The organism is Pseudomonas sp. HS6-2 (assembly GCF_049325675.2).
GTDB classification, from domain to species: Bacteria; Pseudomonadota; Gammaproteobacteria; order Pseudomonadales; family Pseudomonadaceae; genus Aquipseudomonas; species Aquipseudomonas putida_N.
In genome coordinates this window covers 1719794-1743869 of the sequence record NZ_CM143906.1, presented here as the reverse complement: position 1 = coordinate 1743869, position 24076 = coordinate 1719794, and the positions used below count along the sequence as shown (strand labels likewise).

General features: G+C 62.8%; 24 protein-coding genes. 7 read left to right on the top strand and 17 right to left on the bottom strand.

The features are described 5' to 3' along the window. Positions 1-61: 61 nt before the first annotated feature. The 14 genes from ACOKS3_RS08195 to ACOKS3_RS08130 form a co-directional block, all read right to left on the bottom strand. Positions 62-1645 carry a flagellar hook-associated protein 3 gene (locus tag ACOKS3_RS08195; RefSeq protein ID WP_103446472.1) on the bottom strand — a complete coding sequence of 528 codons (1584 nt, stop codon included), beginning with the start codon at positions 1643-1645 and terminating at the stop codon, positions 62-64. A gap of 13 nt (positions 1646-1658) precedes the next feature. Then, positions 1659-3692, bottom strand: coding sequence for a flagellar hook-associated protein FlgK (flgK, locus tag ACOKS3_RS08190; protein WP_422763231.1), 2034 nt, complete (start codon positions 3690-3692; stop codon positions 1659-1661). Positions 3693-3704: 12 nt separating this feature from the next. After that, positions 3705-4871 carry a flagellar assembly peptidoglycan hydrolase FlgJ gene (gene flgJ / locus ACOKS3_RS08185; RefSeq protein ID WP_103446470.1) on the bottom strand — a complete coding sequence of 389 codons (1167 nt, stop codon included), beginning with the start codon at positions 4869-4871 and terminating at the stop codon, positions 3705-3707. An 11-nt stretch (positions 4872-4882) separates the two neighbouring features. After that, a complete protein-coding gene (locus ACOKS3_RS08180) occupies positions 4883-5992 on the bottom strand; it encodes a flagellar basal body P-ring protein FlgI (RefSeq protein WP_103448217.1) in 1110 nt (369 codons plus the stop codon). Between the two features lie 12 nt (positions 5993-6004). Further along, a complete protein-coding gene (flgH, locus tag ACOKS3_RS08175) occupies positions 6005-6700 on the bottom strand; it encodes a flagellar basal body L-ring protein FlgH (RefSeq protein ID WP_103446469.1) in 696 nt (231 codons plus the stop codon). Between the two features lie 46 nt (positions 6701-6746). Beyond that, positions 6747-7532, bottom strand: coding sequence for a flagellar basal-body rod protein FlgG (gene flgG, locus ACOKS3_RS08170; RefSeq protein ID WP_027921148.1), 786 nt, complete (start codon positions 7530-7532; stop codon positions 6747-6749). 47 nt (positions 7533-7579) lie between these two features. Beyond that, entirely contained in the window at positions 7580-8320 is a 741-nt protein-coding gene (gene flgF, locus ACOKS3_RS08165) for a flagellar basal-body rod protein FlgF (protein ID WP_103448216.1), read from the bottom strand. A 192-nt stretch (positions 8321-8512) separates the two neighbouring features. Then, positions 8513-8698: a hypothetical protein gene (locus ACOKS3_RS08160; protein WP_103446468.1), complete on the bottom strand. Its 186-nt coding sequence runs from the start codon at positions 8696-8698 to the stop codon at positions 8513-8515. A gap of 72 nt (positions 8699-8770) precedes the next feature. After that, positions 8771-10129, bottom strand: coding sequence for a flagellar hook protein FlgE (gene flgE, locus ACOKS3_RS08155; RefSeq protein WP_103446467.1), 1359 nt, complete (start codon positions 10127-10129; stop codon positions 8771-8773). Positions 10130-10156: 27 nt separating this feature from the next. Continuing rightward, positions 10157-10873 (bottom strand): flagellar hook assembly protein FlgD, encoded by a 717-nt coding sequence (gene flgD / locus ACOKS3_RS08150; protein WP_422763230.1) that lies wholly within the window; start codon positions 10871-10873, stop codon positions 10157-10159. Between the two features lie 15 nt (positions 10874-10888). Further along, complete coding sequence (gene flgC / locus ACOKS3_RS08145; protein ID WP_027921143.1) at positions 10889-11332, bottom strand: flagellar basal body rod protein FlgC; 444 nt, start codon at positions 11330-11332, stop codon at positions 10889-10891. Between the two features lie 3 nt (positions 11333-11335). After that, a complete protein-coding gene (flgB, locus tag ACOKS3_RS08140; RefSeq protein ID WP_103446465.1) occupies positions 11336-11743 on the bottom strand; it encodes a flagellar basal body rod protein FlgB in 408 nt (135 codons plus the stop codon). A gap of 587 nt (positions 11744-12330) precedes the next feature. After that, the gene (cheR, locus tag ACOKS3_RS08135) at positions 12331-13158 is read right to left on the bottom strand and encodes a protein-glutamate O-methyltransferase CheR (protein WP_103446464.1); all 828 of its coding nucleotides are present in this window, start codon (positions 13156-13158) and stop codon (positions 12331-12333) included. Between the two features lie 51 nt (positions 13159-13209). Next, positions 13210-14139 carry a chemotaxis protein CheV gene (locus ACOKS3_RS08130; protein WP_103446463.1) on the bottom strand — a complete coding sequence of 310 codons (930 nt, stop codon included), beginning with the start codon at positions 14137-14139 and terminating at the stop codon, positions 13210-13212. Between the two features lie 78 nt (positions 14140-14217). Between ACOKS3_RS08130 and flgA the strand changes: the two genes are divergently transcribed. The 4 genes from flgA to ACOKS3_RS08110 all read left to right on the top strand — a co-directional run bounded on the left by flgA (position 14218) and on the right by ACOKS3_RS08110 (position 16778). Then, positions 14218-14970, top strand: a complete 753-nt coding sequence (flgA, locus tag ACOKS3_RS08125) for a flagellar basal body P-ring formation chaperone FlgA (RefSeq protein WP_422763229.1) — start codon at positions 14218-14220, stop codon at positions 14968-14970. Positions 14971-15121: 151 nt separating this feature from the next. Then, positions 15122-15436 (top strand): flagellar biosynthesis anti-sigma factor FlgM, encoded by a 315-nt coding sequence (flgM, locus tag ACOKS3_RS08120; RefSeq protein WP_422763228.1) that lies wholly within the window; start codon positions 15122-15124, stop codon positions 15434-15436. 50 nt (positions 15437-15486) lie between these two features. Continuing rightward, positions 15487-15954: a flagella synthesis protein FlgN gene (locus ACOKS3_RS08115; protein WP_060508334.1), complete on the top strand. Its 468-nt coding sequence runs from the start codon at positions 15487-15489 to the stop codon at positions 15952-15954. Between the two features lie 80 nt (positions 15955-16034). Continuing rightward, positions 16035-16778 (top strand): flagellar brake protein, encoded by a 744-nt coding sequence (locus ACOKS3_RS08110; protein WP_103446460.1) that lies wholly within the window; start codon positions 16035-16037, stop codon positions 16776-16778. Between the two features lie 150 nt (positions 16779-16928). Here ACOKS3_RS08110 and ACOKS3_RS08105 read toward each other — a convergent pair whose 3' ends face one another. From ACOKS3_RS08105 to bkdR, 3 genes are all read right to left on the bottom strand, one after another. Continuing rightward, positions 16929-18272, bottom strand: a complete 1344-nt coding sequence (locus ACOKS3_RS08105; protein ID WP_103446459.1) for an MFS transporter — start codon at positions 18270-18272, stop codon at positions 16929-16931. Positions 18273-18402: 130 nt separating this feature from the next. Continuing rightward, positions 18403-19644 carry a glutamine synthetase family protein gene (locus ACOKS3_RS08100; protein WP_422763290.1) on the bottom strand — a complete coding sequence of 414 codons (1242 nt, stop codon included), beginning with the start codon at positions 19642-19644 and terminating at the stop codon, positions 18403-18405. A gap of 183 nt (positions 19645-19827) precedes the next feature. Next, complete coding sequence (gene bkdR, locus ACOKS3_RS08095) at positions 19828-20313, bottom strand: Bkd operon transcriptional regulator BkdR (RefSeq protein WP_012315571.1); 486 nt, start codon at positions 20311-20313, stop codon at positions 19828-19830. A gap of 197 nt (positions 20314-20510) precedes the next feature. Between bkdR and ACOKS3_RS08090 the strand changes: the two genes are divergently transcribed. From ACOKS3_RS08090 to ACOKS3_RS08080, 3 genes are read left to right on the top strand one after another with little or no spacing between them, the layout of a single operon-like run. Beyond that, positions 20511-21743: a 3-methyl-2-oxobutanoate dehydrogenase (2-methylpropanoyl-transferring) subunit alpha gene (locus ACOKS3_RS08090; protein WP_103446457.1), complete on the top strand. Its 1233-nt coding sequence runs from the start codon at positions 20511-20513 to the stop codon at positions 21741-21743. A gap of 1 nt (position 21744) precedes the next feature. After that, the gene (locus ACOKS3_RS08085; protein ID WP_103446456.1) at positions 21745-22803 is read left to right on the top strand and encodes an alpha-ketoacid dehydrogenase subunit beta; all 1059 of its coding nucleotides are present in this window, start codon (positions 21745-21747) and stop codon (positions 22801-22803) included. Beyond that, on the top strand, positions 22804-24075 hold the full coding sequence (locus tag ACOKS3_RS08080) for a dihydrolipoamide acetyltransferase family protein (RefSeq protein ID WP_103446455.1): 1272 nt from the start codon (positions 22804-22806) through the stop codon (positions 24073-24075). It abuts the gene before it with no gap. The last annotated feature ends 1 nt before the right edge of the window (position 24076 follow it).

Sequence of the window (24076 nt, the reverse complement as noted above, 5' to 3'; positions counted from 1 at the left end):
ACGCCAGATCGGGCGCTCTGGCGTGGTAAGGCAGAAGAAGAGGTTGAAGCAGAAGGGAAGCTCAGATGTAGTTGACCAGCGACAACCCGGCAACCTTGGCGTATGCCTGCAACGAAGCTTGCAACATGTTGGTCTGCATCTGCAGACGCAGCATCACTTCAGCCGGGTCGCTTTCACGAATCGAGCTCTGTGTCTTGGCGTTCTCGGTACTCAGCGCCTCGTTGGTCTCCGACTGAACGTCCAACGCCTGGCCGCGACCACCAATGGCACTGACCGACGACGATACCTGATTGATCGCGCTGATGATGTTCCCCCCGGCCGAATCCAGCGCAGCCAGGAAGTTCTGCCGGGCGACCGGATCGTTGTCCTGCGGCGTGCTCAACGCTGTACGAAGCTTGCTGATGGTGTCCAGCGGGTTTTGGGTCTGATGGGTATCGACCTTGACCGCAAACGAATCACCCGCACTGGGCGCCCCCGACAGCTCGAAACTAACACCGGCCGCAGTCGCGGTAGTGCCATTCGCCCCGCCGAGTGCGCCAGACGCCACAGGACGGCTATTGGCAGTGACCGGCGTTGCGTACAGCTCGAACGTGCTGGCGCTGGTGAACTTGAGCACAGCACCACCTGAAGGGAATGCCGCCTGGTAGGCCGCCTGGTCGGTGATCGTCGCGCCTGTGACCTGCTCCGACGAGGTGTTGCCAGGGCTGCGGGTGCCCGACACTTCATCCGCCCTGGAGCTCAAGGTAAACGTATGCCCGGCAATCACAGCATCTTCATTGCCCTTGTCGCCATCCTTGAAGGTGATGTCCAGACGCAGCTCGACACCCCGGAAGCTGATCGTGCTGTTGTCAGAATTGGGATCGAACTTGCCACCCTGGCTGGCCTCGAGCGTCACATCATTGCCGCTGGCATCCAGGATCTTGTACTCGGTGCTGCTGGTGAATTCGATGCTGTACGGCTCCCCGCTGCGGAAGCGGTCGTTGTAGGTCGAACTGCCCGATACCTGGCCATTGGACAGGCTGACGCGACCATCGTCGACAGGGGGTGCCGTCATACTGGTCTGACTGCGGCTGGTATTAAGCGCCTGCTCGAACGCATCGTAGCCGGTTTCATTCGCGGCCAGGCTCAGCATGTCACCCACCTGCAGGTTCAACTTGCCCTGGTCGCCCTGATAACTGTATGTGCCATCGGCGTTACGCACATAGGGCTGAGTATCGCCCTTGGAGCCCGAGAACAGGTACTTGCCGTTCTCGTCCTTGCTGTTCATCAGCGAGAACAGCTGGTCTTCGAGCGACGCCAGCTCATCGGCGTTGGCCTTGCGATCGGAGTCGGTGAATGCACCGTTGCCAGAACTCACCGCCAGCTCATTGACCCGCTGCAAAATATTGCCGATAGAGTTCAAGGTGCTTTCGGCAGTGCCCAGCGCATTACGCACATTCACAGTATTGGTGCTGTACTGCCTCAGCATGTTCTGCTGCTGCTCCAGCTGCAACAACCGCGCCGCCCCTACCGGGTCATCCTTGGCCGAGCGCACACGAATACCATCACTGGCCTCCTGCTGTGTCTGCACGGTCTTGGCAAAGTTGCTCTGATAGTTGGCGCTGTTGGTGTTATAGAACTGCGAAGTAGAGATGCGTACGCTCACGATCTACGGCTCCTTAAAGACTGTTGATCAGGGTGGCGAAGGTTTCCTGGGCCGCCTTGATGATCTGCGACGACGCGGTGTAGTACTGCTGGAACTTGATCAGGTTGCCGGTCTCTTCGTCGATCGAGACACCTGACACGCCGTTACGCGCATCCAGCGCCGAGGTGTGCAGGGCGGTGGTGGCGTCGCTGTCCATCTGCGCCTGGCCGGCCTTGCCGCCGACGTTGGACACAAGCTTGGCGTAGGCGTCGGTGAAGCTGATGCCCTTGCCGTCAGCACCCACCTCGACCGTGGACTTGGTCTGCAGGTCGATCACCGACTGGCTGTTGCGGTTGTCTGCCGAGCCCGCGCCGGTCAGCGCGACGGTGTAGCTGTCGCCATTCTTCGGCGCGCCGGAGACGCTCATCTCGAAGGTGAAACTGCTGCCCAGCGAGTTGCCGCTGCCATCAACCATCGGCACCGACAGTTGCAGCTTGTTCTCCTGGCCGGGGATGATCGTGCCACTGCCGATGTTGTTGCCCTTGGCGTCGTACATGGTGTACGCCTGCGGCGAACTGCCGTCGTCACCGAACACCAGCTTGACCGGGGTCGAGTACTTCAGGCCGGTCTGCAGCTGCGAGCGCTGGGTGGCATCGTAGATGTCCATCTCGGAGGTCAGCGTCGGCTGGGTGATCACGCCTGTGCCTTTGTTGCCCGAACCGCTGGTGGCGGTCAGCGGCGCGGCCAGCGCCAGGCGCTTGGGGTCGGTCAACACGGTGTCGATATTCGCCGCGGCATTGCGTGTCGGGGTGATCTTGAAGCTGTCACCGGCGCTCAGGGCACCGCCGTTGAGCGACAGGGTGAAACCGTCGATCACTGGCGCCGGGTCGTCGTCGAGGCTGTAGGTACCCATGTCGGTGCCATCAGGCAGCTTGCGCACGGTGTACTGCTTGTCGCTGTTGAAGGTCACCTGGTAATCGCTGGTGGTCAGCTTGCCGGAGTCCTTGATAGTCACATCGAGGTTGCCGGAGCCTGCACTGTTGCCGGTCTTGGCGACACTGCGCTGGGCGATGGCCGCGGCGCTGTTGATATCGCCGAACAGGGTGGCACCGAAGTCACCGTTCTTGTCGATACCCTGGGCCAGCTGGCTGTTGATGGCATCGGCCACCACCAGGGCCACGCGGCCAAGCTCGTTGAGCGCCGGGTCGAGGGTTTCCTTGCGGTAGCGGATCAAGCCGCCCAGTTCACCACCGGTGGTGCTGTTGGTGATGTCCATCTTGGTCGAGCCGCGATTGAGGACCAGGCTCATGCGGGTCGGGTCGGTGGCGCTCGGCTCCACGCCGATGGTCTGGGTAGTGTTGCCCAGCACCAGGGCCTGGCCGTTCTTCAGGTAGATGTCGTAGTTGCCGTTCTTCTGCTCGACCACGTCGGCACCGATCAGCGACGACAACTCGCGCACCGCGCCATCGCGCTGGTCGAGCAGGTCGTTGGGCTGGCCGTTGACAGCGGTCATCTTGGAGATCTGGCCGTTGAGGTCGGCAATCGACTTGGTCAGCGCGTTGACCTTGTCGGCAATCGACGCCATGTTGGCGTTGATATCACTGTTCTGCTGGTTGAGCTGCGCCGACAGGGTATTGAAACGCTTGGCCAGGGACTGGGCGCTGGTCAGCAGCAGCTGGCGCGAGGCGTCCTCGGTCGGCTTGGCGGCAGCATCCTGCATGGCGCTGAAGAAGCTCTGCAGCGCGGCGGTGATGCCGGTGTCGCTGCTCGACAGGGCAGTGTCCAGCGGGGTGATCTGATTCAGGTACGAGGTGGCGTCGCTGCTCAGCGAGGTGGTGGTACGCAGCTGGTTCTCGAGGAACGCGTTGTACACCCGGCGCACGTCAGCCAGGGTGGTACCGGAGCCGATGAACACCTGGCCGACCTGCTGGCCGCCCTTGGTCTTCTGCACGTTCTGCTGGCGCGAGTAGCTCTCGACATCGGCGTTGGCGATGTTGTTACCGAGGGTGTACATCCCCGACTGCGCGGCGCCAAGCCCCGACATGCCAATATTGATCAGACTCGCCATGGTTCCATACCCTTAAAGTTTCGTTGTGGTACCGAGCATTGCGTAGCTCTCGTACGACTTCATCTGTCTTGCGATCTGCGAGATCTTGCTGGCGTAGTTCGGGTCGGTGGCGTACCCGGCCTTTTGCAGTTCCCGCACGAATTGTTCTGGGTTATCGGCCGACTTCACCGCATCTTGATAGCGCGAATTGCTCTGCAGCAGGCTTACCAGGTCGTGGAAACTGTCCTGGTACGAATCGTAGGAACGGAACGCCGCCGTCTCCTTGACGAACTGGCCGTCGCGGAATTCGCTGGTGATCGCCCGCGCCGAATCGCCTTCCCAATTACTGCTGGCCTTGATGCCGAACAGGTTGTGGCTGCTGCTGCCGTCACTGTTGCGCATGACCGATTTGCCCCAGCCGGTTTCCAGGGCGGCCTGGGCCACCAGGTAACGCGGATCGACACCAATGCGCTTGGCGGCCTGCTCGGCCATCGGCAGCATGGTGGCGACGAATTCGTCGCTGTCGGCAAAGGCCTTCTTCGGCGCCAGCGGCGGCTGCGCCACCGCGCGGCCAGTGATGCGCAGGCCGTTGTCCGGGATGGCGATGGCCTTGGCCAGCTGTTGCCCGTCACGGGCCGGCACGGCGGCGGTATTGGTGGCCGCAGCCGGGCTGGTGGCCGAAGGCACGATGCCGGCCAGCAGGCGGTCAGTGAGCTTGCCCGGCAGCGCCAGGCGCCGCGAGTTGAGCGCGGCGACGTCGTTGCGCGTGGCCGTGGTTTGCGTCGCCTGCACCGGGTCGGCCACCTTGTTGCCCCACAGCGTCGGCGCGCTGCCATCGACACGCGGAAACGGGCTGGTGTTGACCGGGGTGCTCTTGTTCTTTGAGAGCTGGCGCACCAGCACGTCCTGCAGGCCGATACCGCCACCCTCGCGGGACATGCTCACGGCCAGCTGCTGGTCGTACATGTCGCGGTACTGCTTGACCGTCTCGCTGTTCATCGGGTTGTCATCGGCCAGCACGTCGCTGGCCTTGCGCGAGGCCTTGAGCATCTCGCTGATGAACAGCGACTCGAACTCCTGAGCCACCTTGCGCACGTTGGCGTCGCTGTCGCGGTCACCGTGCTTGAGCGAGCTCAGGCGGTTGAGGTCGGTATAGGCACCGCTGTCAGCGTGACTGGAGACCAGGCTTTTCGAATTCATCCGCTGCGTCCTCAGATCACGATCAGGTCGGCCTGCAAGGCGCCGGCCTGTTTCAGTGCTTCGAGGATGGCCATCAGGTCGCCGGGCGCCGCGCCCACCTGGTTCACCGCGCGGACGATCTCATCCAGCGTGGTGCCCGGGCCGAACTTGAACATCGGCTTGGCTTCCTGCTCGGCGTTGACCCGCGACCGCGGAACCACCGCCGTCTGGCCATTGGAGAACGGCCCCGGCTGGCTGACGATGGGGTCTTCGGTAATGGTCACGGTCAAGCTGCCGTGGGTCACCGCCGCTGGCGAGACCTTGACGTTCTGACCGATGACGATGGTACCGGTACGCGAGTTGATGATGACCTTGGCGACGGCCTGGCCCGGGTCGATCTCGAGGTTCTCGAGAATCGACAGGTAGTCGACCCGCTGGCTCGGGTCCATCGGCGCGGTGACCCGCACCGAGCCACCGTCCACGGCCTGGGCCACGCCAGGGCCGAGTAGATCATTGACCTTGTCGACGATGCGCTTGGCGGTGGTGAAGTCCGGGCGATTGAGGTTCAGTGTCAGGCTGTTGCCCTGGTTGAAGCCGCTCGGCACGGCACGCTCGACCGAGGCGCCGCCAGGAATACGGCCGGCCGACGGAACGTTGACGGTGATCTTCGAGCCGTCACGGCCTTCGGCATCGAAGCCGCCGACCACCAGGTTGCCCTGGGCGATGGCGTAGACGTTGCCGTCGATACCCTTGAGCGGGGTCATCAGCAGGCTGCCGCCGCGCAGGCTTTTCGAGTTGCCGATCGATGAAACGGTGATGTCCACCACCTGGCCCGGCTTGGCGAACGCCGGCAGGTCGGCATGCACCGAGACCGCGGCGACGTTCTTCAACTGCACGTTGCCGGAGCCTGGCGGCACCTTGATGCCGAACTGCGACAGCATGTTGTTGAAGGTCTGCAGGGTGAATGGCGTCTGGGTGGTCTGGTCACCCGTACCATTGAGCCCGACCACCAGGCCATAGCCGATCAACTGGTTGGAACGCACGCCGGAGATGCTGGCAATGTCCTTGAGGCGCTCGGCGTGGGCACCGAACGCGCAGGACAGGAGCAGGGTCGCGGCTATCAGCTGCCTAAGGTTGAACATGTTCATCCGTACTCAGAAGGGCCAAAGCGGGCTCATGAAGAAGCGGTCCAGCCAACCCGGCTGGCTGGCGTCGGCGAACGAGCCGGTGCCCGAATAGGTGATGCGCGCATCGGCCACGCGGGTGGACGGCACGGTGTTGTCGGTGGCGATGTCGTCAGCACGGATCAGGCCGGCGATACGCACCAGCTCTTCACCGGTGTTCAGGGTCATCCACTTTTCGCCGCGCACGGCGATGATGCCGTTGGGCAGCACTTCGGCCACGGTGACGGTGATAGAGCCGGTCAGGGTGTTGCCCTGGGTGGCCTTGCTGTCGCCCTTGGTGGTGCGGTCACCGCTGTAACCCGCTTCCAGCGACAGGTCGCCGCTGCCGAACGGGTTGTTGGTGTTGGGGGTGGAGCCGAACAGCGAGGTCAGGCCGATGTCGGCCTTGCTGTTCTTCTGGATCTGGGAACCTGCGTTCTTGCTTGCCGACGTGCGTTCGTTGAGGGTGATGGTGATGATGTCACCCACGCGGAACGCTTTGCGGTCGGTGTACAGGCCCTGCTCGAAACCAGCCTGGTAGATCGAACCGTTGTTGGCTGCCGCCGGAAGCGGGGTGCGCGGCAGAACCGGCGCGTAATACGGGTCGTTCGGCTTGGGCGTCGGCGCGACGCAACCTGCCAACACAACCGCCCCCCCCAGGGCGAACACAGACAACAGACGCTTCATGACACTTACCTCACGGTGTAACGGGAGTAGAACCTGCACTAGGGCTTTAGAGCTGTTGAGTCACGAACGACAGCATCTGGTCGGCGGTGGAGATGACCTTGGAGTTCATCTCATAGGCGCGCTGGGTGGTGATCATGTTCACCAGCTCTTCCACGGTGCTGACGTTGGAGTTTTCCAGGGTCTGCTGCAGGGTGGTGCCGAAGCCGTTCAGGCCTGGGGTACCGACCTGTGGCGCGCCACTGGCGGCGGTTTCCAGGAACAGGTTGTCACCGATCGCCTGCAGGCCGGCCGGGTTGATGAAGTCAGCGGTCTGCAGGTTGCCGATAACCTGTGCTGCCGGGTTGCCGGCGGTGGTGATCGACACGGTGCCGTCCTGGCCGACGGTGAAGGTCTGGGCGTCGTTCGGCACCACGATCGCCGGCTCCAGGGCAAAGCCTTGGGCGGTGACGATCTGGCCATCGGAGTTCAGGTGGAAGGTACCGTCACGGGTGTACGAGACCGTGCCGTCCGGCTGCAGCACCTGGAAGAAGCCACGGCCGTTAACCGCCATGTCCAGCGGGTTTTCGGTGGTCTGCAGGCTGCCGGTCTGGAAGTTCTTCTGGGTGCCGACAATACGCACACCGGTACCGACCTGCAGGCCCGACGGCAGCTCGCTGTCCTGGGTCGACTGCGCGCCTGGCTGACGCTTGATCTGGTACAGCAGATCGGCGAACTCGGCACGATCACGCTTGAAGCCGGTGGTCGAGACGTTGGCCAGGTTGTTGGAAATGACGGTCAGGTTGGTGTCCTGGGCGGACAGGCCGGTTTTAGCGACCCAAAGAGCCGGAAGCATCAGTATTCTCCTCGTGCGCCTGTTTTACGGCACCCGTTCAAAGTTGGTTAGCCGATTTGCAAAACACGCGCCATGGCTTCATCGCCTTCCTTGGCCGCGTTCATCATTTTCACGTGCAGCTCGAACTGGCGGGACAGCGCCAGCACCGAAGTCATTTCTTCCACGGCGTTGACGTTGCTGCCTTCGAGGAAGCCCGACACCACCCGCACATTGACGTCAGCGGGAGCCGGCTGGCCGTTCTGGGTGTGGATCAGCCCGTCCAGGCCCTTGGTCATACTCTTGATGTCCGGGTTGACCAGCTTGATGCGGTCGACCTCGGCCATCACTCGCGGGTCTTCACCCATCGAGCGAATGCTGATGGTGCCGTCGGCACCGACTTCGACTTTCTGCTCTGGCGGAATGGCGATCGGGCCACCGTTGCCGATCACCGGCATGCCATTGCCGGCGCGCAGCACGCCGAGGGCGTCGATGTTCAGGCTGCCGGTGCGCACGTAGGCTTCGCTGCCATCCGGCGCCTGCACGGCGATGAAGCCCTGCCCGCTCACGGCCACGTCCAGCTCACGCCCGGTCTCGACCATCGGCCCTTCGCTGAAGTCGGTGGCCGGGCGTTCGGTCATGGCAAACGCCCGTGACGGAAAGCTGTCACCAAACACCGGCATCGAGCGCGCCTGTTCCAGGTCGCGCTGGAACCCGTTGGTGGAAACGTTCGCCAGGTTGTTGGCGTGGGCCTTCTGCGCCAGCGCGTTCTGGCTGGCGCCGGTCATGGCCACGTAAAGCATCTTGTCCACAGTCATCCTCCGCTGCACTGACGATCGTTTGCCGCTCGCCGTTGCTGTGCAGGCTCTAAAGCAAGTTCCGAACCAACTTTTCGAATTCATGAAAAAGCCCGTGAATACGGGCTTTTTCGGGGTTTCGCGATTGGGATGCCGCCGGTTATCCGGCGCCGGGTTGCCGATGGCGGCAATCCTGTACCGGCCTCATCAAGGCTCGCGGCAACCGCCATTGGTGAATGGACCAGCGAATTTCTTCCAGCCCTCACCCGGAGGCCATTGCGAGCACACCAGGCGGCCATCCACCTGGCTCTCCCAGCGCCACCAGGGCGCGGTGCCGGCGTGGGCCTGGTACAGGCAGAAAGCGGCAATCAACGTGACAACCAGCCTTTTCATCACCCCTCCTGCAAATGCGACTGACCCCTTCACAGGAAAGGGGTCAGTCCACGCATGCTCAGCCAGCAACCATCAGGTCATCTGAATGATGGTCTGCATGATGGTGCTTTCGGTAGAGATGGTCTTGGCGTTCGCCTGGTAGTTGCTCTGCGCCTTGATCAGCTCGACCAGCTCTTGCGTCAGGTTGACGTTGGAGTTTTCCAGCGAGTTGGACTCGACGCTGCCCAGGGTACCGGTCTTCGGCGTATCGATACCCGGAATGCCCGAGGAGTAGGTCTCGGTCCAGCGGGTGCCACCGATCTGCTGCAGGCCTTGATCGTTGGCGAAGCTGGCCAGGGCTACCTGGCCAATGGCACGCGACTGCTGGTTGCTGAAGCTGGCGAACATCACGCCAGTGGAGTCGATGCTCAGGCTCGACAGGATGCCGGTGGCATAACCGTCCTGGGACTGCGACATGCGCGCGGTCTCAGTGTTGTACGAGGTGGTGCTGTTCATCGACAGCTTCATGCCGTCGGTGTTCTCCGCCGAACCGTTGGAGGCCCAGTTGCCTGCAGCGTCCTTGGCGGCCGGGACCCAGCCCTTGAGGGTGAAGGTATTGTTGGTCACCGCCCATTCGGCGTTGGCCGGAGCACCCGGCGGAATGCTGGCCGGGTCGGTAGCCATGGACGCCACGCTACCGTCGGTATTGAAGGTCATGGTCGCTTGCAGCGGCGCCGTGGAAGTCGGGTCCATCGGGTTGCGACCATCTACCAGGGTGTACATCGTCCACTGGTTGGTGTCGGTCTTGCGGTAGAACTGCTCCATGGTGTGCTCGTTACCCTGACTGTCGTAGACCTTGGTCGGGAACGACTTGGTATACGTGGTATCGTCTGTCGGGTCGAACACGATGTCACCGGCAACCGGCGGCGTCGACGGCAGCGGGATCGACGCGGCCGAGGAGTTCAGGTTGATGCCCTGGTCGATCAGGCTGGTGGCCTTTGGCTGCAGCGCCGAGGTGTCGATCTGCAGATCGGTCAGCACACCTTTCTTGATGTTGCCGCTGCTGTCGGCAGCATAGCCCTGCAGGCGCAGGCCATCGGAGGTGACGACATAGTTGTCCTTGCTGGTCTGGAAGGCACCGGCACGGGTGTAGACCATCGAGCCGTTGTCGGACAGCACGAAGTAACCCTGACCCTGGATCCCCATGTCCAGCACGTTGCCGGTGTTGTTCACGTCACCCTGGGTGAACTGCTGGGAAACTGCGGCCAGGCGCACACCGTTGCCGACCTGGTTCTTGCCCACGCCCAGGCGGTTGGCGCCGGCGTAGACGTCGGCGAACTCGGCGCGCGACGACTTGAAACCGGTGGTGTTGACGTTGGCAATGTTGTTGCCGGTAACGTCCAGCTGCTTGTTGGCTGCGTACAGACCGCTAAGGCCGATATTGAAAGACATGCTGTTGCTCCTTGTGCCGTTCTGGCCTTAGATACCGATGGTTTGTACGTCGGACAGGGAAACCTTGCCGACCCCGGCGAGGTTGAGCACCATCTCGCCCGTGGTGTTGAAGCTGACGCTGGTGACCTTGGCCGGCAGCAGGGTGTTCATCTGCACCGACTTGCCATCCACGGTGGTGCTGGCAGTGAAGGTGTAGGTGCCTGGGTCGACCTTGGCACCGCTCGAGTTGGTGCCATCCCAGATGAAGTCGGCATAGCCGGCTTTCTGCTCGCCCACCTCGATGGTCTTGACGGTGTTGCCGTCCTTGTCCTTGACAGTGATCTTCGCCCCGTCGATGGCCTGCGGCACGACGAACTGGCCATTGAAGCTGTCGGCGGTGTCGACCACAGCCTTGTCGTTCTGCACGATCACCGAGCGGCCGACCAGCGACGACGCCTGCAGTGCCTGGGACGAGGCCATGGCACTGGTAATGTTGGTGACCGACTCATTCAGCGAGGTGATGCCCTCAAGGCTGCTGAACTGCGCCAACTGGGCCACGAACTCGCCGTTGTCCTGCGGGTCGAGTGGGTTCTGGTGCTGCATCTGGGTAACCAGCAGCTGCAGGAACGCATCTTTGCCCAGCGAGCTGTTGCCGGTCTGGGACGCGGTATCGGTGGTGGTCTTCTTGGTAGTGCCAGTGCTGACACCGGACGCCGCGAGGACGTCGTTGAGATTGACACCGGTAGTGGAGGTATCGATGGCCATGGTCCGGCTTCCTTATCACTGACCCAGGGTCAGAACTTTCTGCATCATGTTCTTGGCGGTGTTCATCAGCTCGGCGTTGGTCTGGAACGCACGGCTGGCGGAGATCATGTCAGCCATCTCCTCGACCACGTTTACGTTCGGGTAGTAGACGTAGCCGTCCTTGTTCGCCGCCGGGTGATTCGGCTCGTAGCGCGCCTCCAGATTGCTCTGGTCTTCGACGATGCCCTTGACCTGCACGCCCTGCCCCGCCTCGCCCTGGTCCTCGAACAGCGACTGGCTGACACCGCTCTGCGCGTTCTGGAAGGTGGTGGCGAACACCGGGTGGCGCGCACGGTAGGTCTGGTCGATGCTCGACGACACGGTTTCGGCGTTGGCGATGTTCGAGGCAACGGTGTTGAGGCGGGTGTTCTGCGCGCTCATGCCGCTGCCGGCAATGTTGAAAACACTGGAAAGGGACATGAATTACTCTCCGCGCAGGGCCGAAACCAGCCCTTTGAATTTACTGTTGAGCAAGGTGAAGCTGGCCTGGAAGCCGATGGCGTTTTCCGTATAGTTCGATTGCTCGATCTGGGCGTCCACGGTGTTCTGGTCGATCGACGGCTGGGTGGGCACGCGGTACTGCAGCGAGTCGTCAGCCATCGCCAGGCCTTCGGCCTCGATGTGGCGGCTATTGGTACGGTCCATGGCGAAGCGGCCGCTTTGCTGCTTCTGGCTCTCGGCGGCGAGCACCGAAGAGAAGTCCATGTCACGCGCCTTGTAGTTGGGCGTGTCGGCGTTGGCGATGTTGTTGGCCAGCACTTCGGCGCGCTGGGCGCGGAAGCCCAGTGCCTTTTCGTGAATGCCAAGCGCCTTGTCGAAACTGATGCTCATGTCGGGAAAACCTTCGAAGGTTGGCCGGAATATCGTTGAGCAAGGTATAGCAAGGGCTGTGCCACATTCTCGAAACCCCGGAAATGCTGGGGCGTAGCACCGAAGGCTGATGGCGCGATGCCAGAAAAGCGGCAAAGTGCTTCCGCCTGGCGAAGCGAAAGCGGCAATTGCAGGGTGGCAAAAGCGGCAAAACAAAAAATTGACGTCAGTATTTTCCTGACCTGGCCCTTTCTTGCCGGGAGATTGGGTGAGGGCTGCCAGGTGCTTGTCTCGTGTTCTGAGTTGATGCACAGATCGAGCGCCGCCCGCGCGGCGCATCGCGAGCTTTGCTCGCTCCTACGTTTGTTTCGGGACAGTAATGCCTGTGACGGGCGCGCGCGACCGCCTTGTTGGTACGACGCGATATCGCGTCATGCGCCAAGGCTACGCGCGCAAATCCCACAGAAATAATTGGCCCGAAACAAACGTAGGAGCGAGCAAAGCTCGCGATGCGCCGCGCGGGCGGCGCTCGATCTCACCGACGCTAAAAAATGCTGTGGCGAGCGCTCAAAAAAAGGCCGGCAACTTTCGCTGCCGGCCCTATTCGGTCACTTGGCCTGGTAGATGATCCCCGGGCTGCACTGGACCATCTGATAGTGGTCCGGCAACCCGTTCAGCGCCTCCGAGGCACCGAGGAACAGGTAGCCCCCGGGCTTCAGGGTGCTGTGGATACGCAGCAGGATGTCCTTCTTCACCTGTGCCGAGAAGTAGATCAGCACATTGCGGCAGAACACGATGTCGAACTTGCCCAGGCTCGCATAGCTGTCGAGCAGGTTGAACGACCGGAACTCGACACGGCTGCGGATCGCCGGCTTGACCGCCCAGCGCCCCGGCGCCTTGGTGTCGAAGTAACGCTGCAGGCGCTCCTGGGACAGGCCACGGGCAATCGCCAGGCTGTCGTACTCACCGGTCTTGCAGTTGGTCAGCATCGAGCCGGACAGGTCGGTGGCAACGATCTGCGCGCCCATCTTCAACTGGCCCAGGTTGCTGCGCTCGAACTCATCGATGGCCATCGAGATCGAGTACGGCTCCTGGCCCGACGAACAGGCTGCCGACCACATGCGCAGGCGCTGCCCGGGGTTGTTCCTGATGAACTCGGGAATGACCTTGTTCTTCAGCACTTCGAACGGGTAGGTATCGCGAAACCACAGGGTCTCGTTGGTGGTCATCGCATCCACCACCTGTTCGCGCAGGCCGCCCCGCGGCTGGGTCTGGATGCGCTGCACCAGCTCGCCCAGGCTCTTGATGCCCTGCTGTTCCATCAGCTTGTTGAGACGGCTGGAAACCAGGTACTGCTTATTCTCGCCCAGCAGGATGCCACAGGCTTTTTCCAGGAAGACCCTGAACTGTTCGAACTCCAAATTACCCGTAGACACTACTGCCGCCTCTTTTCAATCACTGGTGCCGGGAGCATGCCCCCGGCTGCTTCAATGCGCTGCCTTGATCCGGTCGACCACGCGCTGGGCCAGGTCGTCCGGCTTGAACTTGGCCAGGAAGTCATCGGCCCCGACCTTCTTGACCATCGCCTGGTTGAACACTCCGGACAACGAAGTATGCAGGCAGATGTGCAATTTTTGCATACGCGGGTCGCTGCGGATCTCTGCGGTAAGCGTATAGCCGTCCATTTCCGGCATTTCAATGTCGGAAATCATCATCAGGAACTCTTCCTCCGGCTTCTTGCCCTCGTCGACCAGCTTGCGCAGGTAGTCCAGGGCCTGTCGGCCATCGTTGAGCGCCACAACGTCCACACCTACCGTCTGCAGGCAGCGGCTGACCTGCTTGCGCGCTACCGACGAATCGTCGACAGTCAGCACCCGCAGCAGCGTGGCCTTGTCCTGCACCTCGGCATCGACCACGCCGGCAGACACCGACTCGGACGACGGCGCCACTTCGGCCAGCACCTTCTCCACGTCGATGATCTCGACCATACGGTTGTCGACCCGGGTGACGGCGGTCAGGTAGTGGTCGCGACCCGTGCCCTTGGGTGGCGGATGAATCTCTTCCCAGTTCATGTTGACGATGCGCTCGACCGAGTGCACCAGAAAGCCCTGAGTCTTGGTGTTGTACTCGGTGATGATCACGAAACTGTTACGCGTTTCTTCCTGCAACCCCGGCAGCCCGGTCGCCATCGACAGGTCGAGGATCGGGATGGTCGCCCCGCGAATGTTGGCCACGCCTCGCACCACCGGGTGCGACTTGGGCAGCACGGTCAGCTCCGGGCACTGCAGCACTTCGCGAACCTTGAACACGTTGATGCCGTAAAGCTGCGCCCCGTTGAGACGGAACAGCAGCAACTCCAGGCGATTCTGCCCAACCAGCTGCGTGCGCTGGTTGACTGAATCCATTACCCCCGCCATGCCTGACTCCTTATGCGATCTGCCTTTTTGGTGCCACGTAGTCACCAAGTCGGCACGGGCTTTGCTTTTTTGAGCGCCATGTACACGAAAACGACAAATTTCCGACGACTGACGCACCTGCTGAGCGGCACGCTCGCCGTGCTGTGCCTGCTGGCACCCGGCGTTCGCACGCTGGCGGACGCGGTTACCTTGCCTGAACAGCTTATCGGTGTCACCCAAGGGTTTCTTGAATTCAGTGTCGAGGACTACCTGGCCACCACCCAGACCCCTGGGCGCTACGAAATCCAGGTCAACCCGCTCGACCCACGCCTGCGCATGCCGCTGTGCAGCCAGCAGTTGGACGCCTCGCTGGAGAGCCCGGCGCAGCCGCTGGGCCGGGTGACCGTACGGGTGCGCTGTGACGGTAGCGCACCGTGGACCATCTTCGTGCCGGCAACGGTGAAGCTGTTCCGCGACGTGGTGGTGGTGACCCGCCCGCTCAAGCGCGACAACGTCGTTGGCGAAAATGACGTGGCCCTGCGCGAGCGCGACGTCGGTACGCTGACCCAGGGCTTCCTTACCGACCTCGACCAAGCGGTGGGCATGAAGATGGTACGACCGACGGTGCTCGACCAGGTGCTCACGGCACAGCACCTGGAGCAAGCCGAGGTGGTGCGCAAGGGCGACCATGTGGTGATCACCGCACGCAGCGGCCCCTTGAGCGTGCGCATGCCGGGCGAAGCCTTGGCCAAGGGCGGCCAGGGCGAGCAGATCCGCGTGCGCAACCTCAATTCGCAGCGAGTGGTCAAGGCCCGGGTCACTGGCCCCGGTCAGGTTGAGGTCGCCATGTAGATTGCGCTGGCGGTGTGCAACTGCTTTTCCTAAACTGTGCCAGAAACGGGTTCGCGAGCTTGCTGACAGGCGGCTAAGCATTTGTGCCTAAAGTTTCTTTCGGGTTGGCCGAAAACAAGGCAAGCGTCCAAATACCCAGAGGTTTCTGATCATGGTCATCGACTTCAGTCGTTTGAATAACTCTCCGTCCATCACGGGCGGCGTTCGTGGCAACGCCACGCCCGGCAACGCCGAAAAAACCGGCGAAACCCAAGAAGTGCCAAAAAGCGCCAGCGCCAGCGGAGAAGCGGTACACCTCAGCCAAGAGGCCCAGCAGTTGCAAAAGGTCAGCGACAAGCTGCGCGACCAGCCCGTCGTCAACAGTGCCCGTGTGGCGCAGTTGAAACAGGCCATCGCAGACGGCAGCTACCAGGTCGATGCCGGCCGTGTCGCCAGCAAACTGCTCGATTTTGAAGCCCAGCGCTGACCGTTCGTCGCGCTGACTTCACGGACGCTATGTAAAGCCAAGAGTTAGCCATGCACGACATCACTTTGCTGCAACTGATCGAAGACGACATCGCCCCGACCCAGGAACTGCTCGACCTGCTCCAGCAGGAGTCAGTAGCCCTGCACGGCCGCGACATGGCGCCGCTGGAGGGTATTCTGGCCCGCAAGCAGTCGCTGATCGTCCTGCTCGAGCAGCAAGGCATGCGCCGCAACAACCTGCTCACCAGCCTTGGCCTGAGCGCCAACCGCGCCGGGGTGCAGGCATTGGCGGCTCAGTCGGACAACGGCGAGCTGATCCTGCAGCAGCTCGATGTGCTGACCCAGTTGATGGATGCCTGCCAGAAGGTCAACGAGACCAATGGCCGGATCATCCAGGTGCAGCAACACGTCACGGCCAACCAGATCAGAATCCTTCAGGGTGGCGAAGCACCGTCGCTCTACGACAGCCGTGGCGCCACTTCACCACTTGCCAAGCCCCGGGCGCTCAGCCAAGTGTGATTACTTCTATCAAGGCACAGAACATACTGGCAAAATGCCGTTACTTGCGTGTGTCGTTTTTGCCTGGAGATTGAAAACCCGTGTTCAATGAAGCCGATGCCCCGCAACCGCCGAAGGTGCTGAACACGCCCTTGGAGATCGCGGCCAACCTGCGCCAGCTACAAGAGAGCCATGATCCGCTGATCATCACCTTCCATGAGCGCAGCCAGCGGTTCCAGAGCTACGTGGTACACGTGGACCGTGACAGCAATACCCTGGCGCTGGACGAAATGATCCCGCGCGATGGCGAAAAATTCATCGAGAACGGCGAACCGTTCCGCGTCGAAGGCTTCCACGACGGCGTGCGCATCGCCTGGGAATGCAATCAGGAACTGAAGATCAGCGAAGTCGACGGCCACCGCTGCTACCGTGGCGCGATGCCGGAAGAGATGACCTACCACCAGCGTCGCAACGCCTTCCGCGCCGCGCTGAAGCTTTCGCAACTGGTCGACATCATTCTCGACGGCAGCTTCCTCAAGGGTAACGGTGCCCTGCGCGGAAAATTGCTGGACATCTCTGCCACCGGCTGCAAGCTGCGCTTCGAAGGTAACGTCGAGGACTGCCTGCAACTGGGCCAGGTGTACGAGCGCTTCAAGGCCAGCAACCCGCTGGGCCTGGTGGACACCATGGTCGAGCTGCGCCACCTGCATTATGAAGAGCGGATCAACACCACCTTCGCTGGTGTGCGCTTCCATAACCTCAATGGCCAGGCACAACGCAAGATCGAAAGTTTTGTCTACCAGCTGCAGCGTGAAGCACGGCGGTTCGACAAGGACGACTACTGAGTCGCCTGCCAATACAAGAACGCCACCCATCGGGTGGCGTTTTTGATTGCGTTTCTCCTGCCCCGGCCTCTTCGCGGGACAAGCCCGATCCTACAGAGTCCGCGATACCCTGTAAGAGCGGGCTTGTCCCGCGAAAAGGCCGGCACAGGCTCAAACCGACTTACTGACCTCATCCTCGGGCCGAGCCTCGGCAACCGGCTCAGCCTTCTGATCATCCTCGGTATCCTCAGCAGCCACCGGTGCCTGCATCACCTCCTGCACGGTCTGCTCATCAACCCGCGGGTCAAGCGCCGCCGACAGTGGCGAACCGGCCGCCGGCATGGCCACGTGACCCAGCGGCGCATCCTGCACCTGGTGCAGCCCAGTAACCGCCTTCGGCCGGATGCGCCACACCAGCACCAGGGCAAAGAACGCGAAGAACGCATACAGCATCTGCGCTCCCAGCACCTTCATCAGTACCCCTGCCGCCAGTGGCCCGATACAGGCACCCACGCCATAAGTGACCAGCAGCATGGCGGTCAGCGATACCCGCCGCTCGCTCTCGACGTGGTCATTGGAAAACGCCACAGCCAAGGGATAGAGGCAGAACTGCAGCAGCGAAATCACGAAGCCGATGCCGAACAGCACCTCCAGCGGCACGCTCGGCAGGAACGCCAGCGGTGCCGAAGCCAGTGCCAGGCCCACCGCAACGCTGCGGATCAGCACCGCACGGTCGTAGCGGTCGGACAACCAGCCCAGCGGCCACTGCACCAGCAGCCCGGCAAAAATGCAGCAGCCCATGAACAGACCGATCTGCTCGGTCGTCATGCCCTGGCTGGAGGCGTACAGCGGCGCCAAGCCGTAGAACGAACCGACGATCAAGCCTGAACCCAGCACCGTGCTGAGCGACTGCGGCACCCGCTTGATGAAGAATTTCGGCTCCATCGGCGCCGGGCGCAGGGGCGCCGGGTGGATGCGCCGGGTCATCGCCACCGGCACCAGGCAAAGGGCAAAGCACATGGCCACCAGCATCAGCAGCTCCGGGCCGAGCTGCGGGTGCACCACCAGGATCAGCTGGCCGAGCACCAGGCCAAGGTAGGACGCGATCATGTAGCCACTGAACACCGCACCGCGGTGCTTGGCCTCGGCCTGTTCGTTGAGCCAGCTCTCGATGACCATGTATTGGCACATCATGCCGAGGCCGACGATCATCCGCAGCCCGACCCACACCGGCAACCAGCTGGTCATGCCATGCCCGAGCACCGCCGCACAGACGATACCGGCGCATGTCGCATAGGCCCGAATGTGCCCGACCCGGCCGATCAGCCGGTGGCCGACCTTGCCGCCCACGGCCAGGCCGAAATAGTTGGCTGCCATCAAGGCACCGACCCACAGGCTGTCGACATGATCGGCCGCCAGGCGCAGCGCCAGATAGGTACTGAGCAGGCCTGAGCCGATCAACATCATCAAGGCGGCGAAATACAACGACTGAAAGGGCTTCCAGATGTTTCGCATACGTCCCGTCGAACTCCCTGGTCAGGTGGCGTTGGCTTGCTGGCAAGCATAAAAGCAAAATGGCCACGGCGCAGTCCCCTGCCAGACAAATAGCCAGACAAGGGCGCGTCCAGTAGCGGTTGTGTCGCGATCAGGCCTGCGCAGCCAGCACACGCCTCTCCCACGGGGTGATCTCATTGAAGAAATCCGTCAGCTCCAGGGTCTTGCTGGCGAGGTAGCCTTCAATGAACTCGTTACCAAACAGTTCCCGCGCCAGGACGCTGCGCTTGAGGCGTTCGAGGGCCGCATGCAGGGTGCACGGCAGGCTCAGGTGCTCCGGCACCTCGAACTCGCCCTGGATCGCCGGGGCGGGCTGCAGGCGTTGCTCGATGCCGTGCAGGCCGGCGGCCAGGCTGGCAGCGATGGCCAGGTAGGGGTTGGCGTCGGCACCCGGAAGGCGGTTCTCGACCCGCCGCGCCACCGGGGCACTGGCCGGAATGCGCAGGCCGGCAGCGCGGTTGTCCTCGGACCAGCAGGCATTGTTCGGCGAGGCGTAGGGGTGGCACAGCCGTTGGTAGGAGTTCACGTTGGGCGCGAACAGCGCCGTGAAGTCGGCCATGCACGCCTGCTGGCCGCCGATGAAGTGGTAGAAGGTGTCGGTCGGCTGCCCTTGTTCATCGCTGAACACGTTGCGCCCGCTGGCGGTCTCCACCACGCTCTGGTGAATGTGCATGGAGCTGCCCGGAGTGTGCGCCAACGGCTTGGCCATGCATACCACGCTCAGGCCATGCTTGAGTGCCACTTCCTTGAGCAGGTGCTTGAACAGGAAGGTCTGGTCGGCCAGCAGCAGCGGATCGCCGTGCAACAGATTGATCTCGAACTGGCTCACGCCCATTTCGTGCATGAAAGTGTCGCGTGGCAGGCCCAGGGCCGCCATGCACTGGTAGACCTCCTGGAAGAACGGGCGCAGGCCATTGTTGGAACTGACGCTGAACGCCGAATGGCCAAGCTCGCGGCGACCATCCTTGCCAACGGGTGGCAGGAAGGGTAGCTGCGGGTCGGTGTTGGGGGCGAAGACAAAGAACTCCAGCTCAGTCGCCACCACCGGCGCCAGGCCAAGGGCGGCGTAGCGGGCGATCACTGCCTTGAGCTGCCCCCGCGTGGACAGCCCGGAAGGCCGGCCATCGAGCTCGTTGGCGTCACAGATGGCCAGCGCCAGGCCCTCCTCGCTCCACGGCAGGCGGTGAATCTGCGCAGGCTCCGCCACCAGCGCCAGGTCGCCGTCGTCACTGCCGTAGAAACGCGCCGGCGGGTAGCCGCCCATGATGCATTGCAGCAGCACTCCCCGGGCCATCTGCAGGCGGCGGCCTTCGAGGAAGCCCTCGGCGGTCATCACCTTGCCGCGGGGAACGCCGTTGAGGTCGGGGGTGACGCATTCGATCTGGTCGATGCCCTGGAGGAGCTCGGCGTGCGAGCGGTGGGCGGCGGTGGTCATGACGCTTGTCCTTGTTGTTATAGGCTGACAACAACATAGGCTTGGGGTGTTTAAAATATCAAGCACCCTTGCTGGCCATCGCTATTCCCGCAAGGTCATGCCATTGGAAGGCAACGGCAGAGCCGTCTTGTAGCGCACCTGCTTGAGGGCAAAGCTCGAACGGATGTTGGCCACCCCCGGGAGCCGCGTCAAATAATCGAGAAACCGTTCCAGCGCCTGAATGCTCGGCAAGAGCACCCGCAACAGGTAGTCCGGATCACCGGTCATCAGGTAGCACTCCATCACCTCGGGCCGTTCGGCGATCTCTTCCTCAAAACGGTGCAACGCCTGCTCGACCTGCTTTTCCAGGCTGACATGGATGAATACGTTCACGTCCAGCCCCAGCACCTCTGGCGACAGCAAGGTCACCTGCTGGCGGATCACACCCAGCTCCTCCATGGCCTTGACCCGGTTGAAACAGGGCGTCGGCGACAAGTTCACCGACCGCGCCAGTTCCGCATTGGTGATGCGGGCGTTGTCCTGAAGGCTGTTGAGAATGCCGATATCGGTACGATCGAGCTTGCGCATGAGACAAATTCACCGGTTTTTTATGTTTATCCGGAATGTTTATCTCCCCAGCCAGACAAAGGCAATCAACTTGAGAGAAAAATTCTCCTGCCCTCCCACTAAGATGTAACAGACGCTGACCTACCAGTCACAAGCCGGTACTCAGCGGCGGCCGCTTCAGAGCTCACAAAAACAACATCCGAGCGAGCGTAAAAAGCATGAACGAGTACGCCCCCCTGCGTTTGCATGTGCCCGAGCCCACCGGCCGGCCAGGCTGCCAGACCGATTTCTCCTACCTGCGCCTGAACGACGCAGGGCAAGTCCGTAAACCGCCGATCGATGTCGATGCTGCCGACACCGCCGACCTGTCCAAAAGCCTGGTCCGCGTGCTCGACGAGCAAGGCAACGCCCAAGGCCCGTGGGCCGAGGACATAGACCCGCAGATCCTGCGCCAAGGCATGCGCGCGATGCTCAAGACGCGCATCTTCGACAGCCGCATGGTGGTTGCCCAGCGCCAGAAGAAGATGTCCTTCTACATGCAGAGCCTGGGCGAGGAAGCCATCGGCAGCGCCCAGGCGCTGGCGCTCAACCGCACCGACATGTGCTTCCCTACCTATCGCCAGCAGAGCATCCTCATGGCCCGCGACGTGTCGCTGGTGGAGATGATCTGCCAGTTGCTGTCCAACGAGCGCGACCCGCTCAAGGGCCGCCAGTTGCCGATCATGTATTCGGTACGCGAAGCCGGCTTCTTCACCATCAGCGGCAACTTGGCGACCCAGTTCGTGCAGGCAGTCGGCTGGGCCATGGCCTCGGCGATCAAGGGCGATACCAAGATCGCCTCGGCCTGGATCGGTGACGGTGCCACCGCCGAGTCGGACTTCCACACCGCCCTCACCTTCGCCCACGTCTATCGCGCCCCGGTGATCCTCAACGTGGTCAACAACCAGTGGGCGATCTCCACCTTCCAGGCCATCGCCGGTGGCGAGCAGACCACCTTCGCCGGCCGTGGCGTGGGTTGCGGCATCGCCTCGCTGCGGGTCGACGGCAACGACTTCGTCGCCGTCTACGCCGCCTCGCGCTGGGCTGCCGAACGTGCCCGCCGCGGCCTGGGCCCCTCGCTGATCGAGTGGGTCACCTACCGCGCCGGCCCGCACTCGACCTCGGATGACCCGTCCAAGTACCGCCCGGCCGATGACTGGAGCCACTTCCCGCTGGGCGACCCGATCGCTCGCCTGAAGCAGCACCTGATCAAGATCGGCCATTGGTCCGAGGAAGAACACCAGGCCACCACCGCCGAGTTCGAAGCCGCGGTCATCGCCGCGCAGAAGGAAGCAGAACAGTACGGCACCCTGGCCAACGGCCACATCCCGAGCGCGGCCTCGATGTTCGAGGATGTGTACAAGGAAATGCCTGACCACCTGCGCCGTCAGCGCCAGGAACTGGGGGTCTGAGATGAACGATCACAACAACAGCATCAACCCGGAAACCGCCATGGCCACCAGCACACTGACCATGATCCAGGCCCTGCGCTCGGCCATGGATGTCATGCTCGAGCGCGACGACAATGTGGTGATCTACGGCCAGGACGTCGGGTACTTCGGCGGCGTGTTCCGTTGCACCGAGGGCCTGCAGGCCAAGTACGGCAAGTCGCGGGTGTTCGACGCCCCGATCTCGGAAAGCGGCATCGTCGGCACTGCCGTGGGCATGGGTGCCTACGGCCTGCGCCCGGTGGTGGAAATCCAGTTCGCCGACTATTTCTACCCGGCGTCCGACCAGATCGTCTCGGAAATGGCCCGCCTGCGCTACCGCTCGGCCGGCGAGTTCATCGCCCCGCTGACCCTGCGCATGCCCTGCGGCGGCGGCATCTACGGCGGCCAGACCCACAGCCAGAGCCCGGAGGCGATGTTCACCCAGGTCTGCGGCCTGCGCACGGTGATGCCGTCCAACCCGTATGACGCCAAAGGCCTGCTGATCGCCTCGATCGAATGCGACGACCCGGTGATTTTCCTTGAGCCCAAGCGCCTGTACAACGGCCCGTTCGACGGCCACCACGACCGCCCTGTCACCCCGTGGTCGAAGCACCCGCAAAGCGCCGTACCAGATGGCTACTACACCGTGCCGCTGGACAAGGCGGCGATCACCCGCCCGGGTAACGATGTCACCGTGCTGACCTACGGCACCACGGTCTACGTGGCCCAGGTGGCCGCCGAAGAGAGTGGTGTAGACGCGGAGGTGATCGACCTGCGCAGCCTCTGGCCGCTGGACCTGGAGACCATCGTCGAGTCGGTGAAGAAGACCGGCCGCTGCGTGGTCGTGCATGAAGCGACCCGCACCTGCGGCTTCGGCGCCGAACTGGTGTCGCTGGTGCAGGAGCATTGCTTCCACCACCTCGAGGCACCGATCGAGCGCGTCACCGGCTGGGACACCCCCTACCCCCACGCACAGGAATGGGCTTACTTCCCAGGCCCTTCGCGGGTAGGCGCGGCATTGAAACGGGTCATGGAGGTCTGAATGGGCACGCACGTCATCAAGATGCCGGACATTGGCGAAGGCATCGCGCAGGTCGAGTTGGTGGAATGGTTCGTCAAGGTCGGCGACGTGATCGCCGAGGACCAGGTGGTGGCCGATGTCATGACCGACAAGGCTACCGTGGAAATCCCGTCGCCGGTCAGCGGCAAGGTGCTGGCCCTGGGCGGCAAGCCCGGTGAAGTGATGGCGGTCGGCAGCGAGCTGATCCGCATCGAAGTGGAAGGCAGCGGCAACCATGTGGATGTGCCGCAGGCCAATCCTGTGGAAGCCCACAGCGCGGCCGAACCCCAGGCGCCAGCGCCGGCGAAAGCGCCGCAGCCGGCAGCCTTGCAGGCACCCGAGCATCACGTCGAAGCAGCGATCGTGCCGCGCCAGCCGGGGGACAAGCCGCTGGCTTCGCCGGCGGTGCGCAAGCGCGCCCTGGATGCCGGCATCGAGCTGCGCTACGTGCATGGCAGCGGCCCGGCCGGGCGCATCCTGCACGAAGACCTCGACGCCTTCATGAGCAAGCCGCACAGCGCTGCCGGCCAGGCGCCGAGTGGCTATGCCAAGCGCACCGACAGCGAGCAGGTGCAGGTGATCGGCCTGCGCCGCAAGATCGCCCAGCGCATGCAGGACGCCAAGCGCCGTGTCGCGCACTTCAGCTACGTGGAAGAGATCGACGTCACCGCCGTAGAGGCCCTGCGCCAGCAGCTCAATGCCAAGCACGGCAACACGCGTGGCAAGCTGACCCTGCTGCCCTTCCTGGTCCGTGCCCTGGTCGTGGCCTTGCGCGACTTCCCGCAGATCAACGCCACCTACGACGACGAAGCACAGGTCATCACCCGCCACGGCGCGGTGCATGTGGGCATCGCCACCCAGGGTGACAACGGCCTGATGGTGCCGGTGCTGCGCCATGCCGAAGCCGCCAGCCTGTGGGCCAATGCCAGCGAGATTTCGCGCCTGGCCAACGCCGCCCGCAGCAACAAGGCCAGCCGTGAAGAACTGAGCGGCTCGACCATTACCCTGACCAGCCTCGGAGCCCTAGGCGGCATCGTCAGCACCCCGGTGGTCAACACCCCGGAAGTGGCGATCGTCGGCGTCAACCGCATCGTCGAGCGCCCGGTGGTGATCGACGGCCAGATCGTCGTACGCAAGATGATGAACCTGTCCAGCTCGTTCGACCACCGGGTGGTCGATGGCATGGATGCCGCGCAGTTCATCCAGGCCGTGCGCGGCCTGCTCGAACAACCTGCCTGTTTGTTCCTGGAGTGAG

Coding starts and splice junctions, on each gene's coding strand:
- ACOKS3_RS08160 (WP_103446468.1), bottom strand. CDS start 8,698: ATGAAAAGGCTGGTTGTCACGTTGATTGCCGCTTTCTGCCTGTACCAG.
- flgE (WP_103446467.1), bottom strand. CDS start 10,129: ATGTCTTTCAATATCGGCCTTAGCGGTCTGTACGCAGCCAACAAGCAG.
- ACOKS3_RS08085 (WP_103446456.1), top strand. CDS start 21,745: ATGAACGATCACAACAACAGCATCAACCCGGAAACCGCCATGGCCACC.
- ACOKS3_RS08130 (WP_103446463.1), bottom strand. CDS start 14,139: ATGGCGGGGGTAATGGATTCAGTCAACCAGCGCACGCAGCTGGTTGGG.
- flgB (WP_103446465.1), bottom strand. CDS start 11,743: ATGAGCATCAGTTTCGACAAGGCGCTTGGCATTCACGAAAAGGCACTG.
- flgG (WP_027921148.1), bottom strand. CDS start 7,532: ATGCTTCCGGCTCTTTGGGTCGCTAAAACCGGCCTGTCCGCCCAGGAC.
- flgH (WP_103446469.1), bottom strand. CDS start 6,700: ATGAAGCGTCTGTTGTCTGTGTTCGCCCTGGGGGGGGCGGTTGTGTTG.
- ACOKS3_RS08115 (WP_060508334.1), top strand. CDS start 15,487: ATGCACGACATCACTTTGCTGCAACTGATCGAAGACGACATCGCCCCG.
- ACOKS3_RS08080 (WP_103446455.1), top strand. CDS start 22,804: ATGGGCACGCACGTCATCAAGATGCCGGACATTGGCGAAGGCATCGCG.
- flgD (WP_422763230.1), bottom strand. CDS start 10,873: ATGGCCATCGATACCTCCACTACCGGTGTCAATCTCAACGACGTCCTC.
- ACOKS3_RS08100 (WP_422763290.1), bottom strand. CDS start 19,644: ATGACCGCCGAGGGCTTCCTCGAAGGCCGCCGCCTGCAGATGGCCCGG.
- ACOKS3_RS08180 (WP_103448217.1), bottom strand. CDS start 5,992: ATGTTCAACCTTAGGCAGCTGATAGCCGCGACCCTGCTCCTGTCCTGC.
- bkdR (WP_012315571.1), bottom strand. CDS start 20,313: ATGCGCAAGCTCGATCGTACCGATATCGGCATTCTCAACAGCCTTCAG.
- flgM (WP_422763228.1), top strand. CDS start 15,122: ATGGTCATCGACTTCAGTCGTTTGAATAACTCTCCGTCCATCACGGGC.
- ACOKS3_RS08090 (WP_103446457.1), top strand. CDS start 20,511: ATGAACGAGTACGCCCCCCTGCGTTTGCATGTGCCCGAGCCCACCGGC.
- flgC (WP_027921143.1), bottom strand. CDS start 11,332: ATGTCCCTTTCCAGTGTTTTCAACATTGCCGGCAGCGGCATGAGCGCG.
- ACOKS3_RS08105 (WP_103446459.1), bottom strand. CDS start 18,272: ATGCGAAACATCTGGAAGCCCTTTCAGTCGTTGTATTTCGCCGCCTTG.
- flgJ (WP_103446470.1), bottom strand. CDS start 4,871: ATGAATTCGAAAAGCCTGGTCTCCAGTCACGCTGACAGCGGTGCCTAT.
- flgK (WP_422763231.1), bottom strand. CDS start 3,692: ATGGCGAGTCTGATCAATATTGGCATGTCGGGGCTTGGCGCCGCGCAG.
- flgA (WP_422763229.1), top strand. CDS start 14,218: ATGTACACGAAAACGACAAATTTCCGACGACTGACGCACCTGCTGAGC.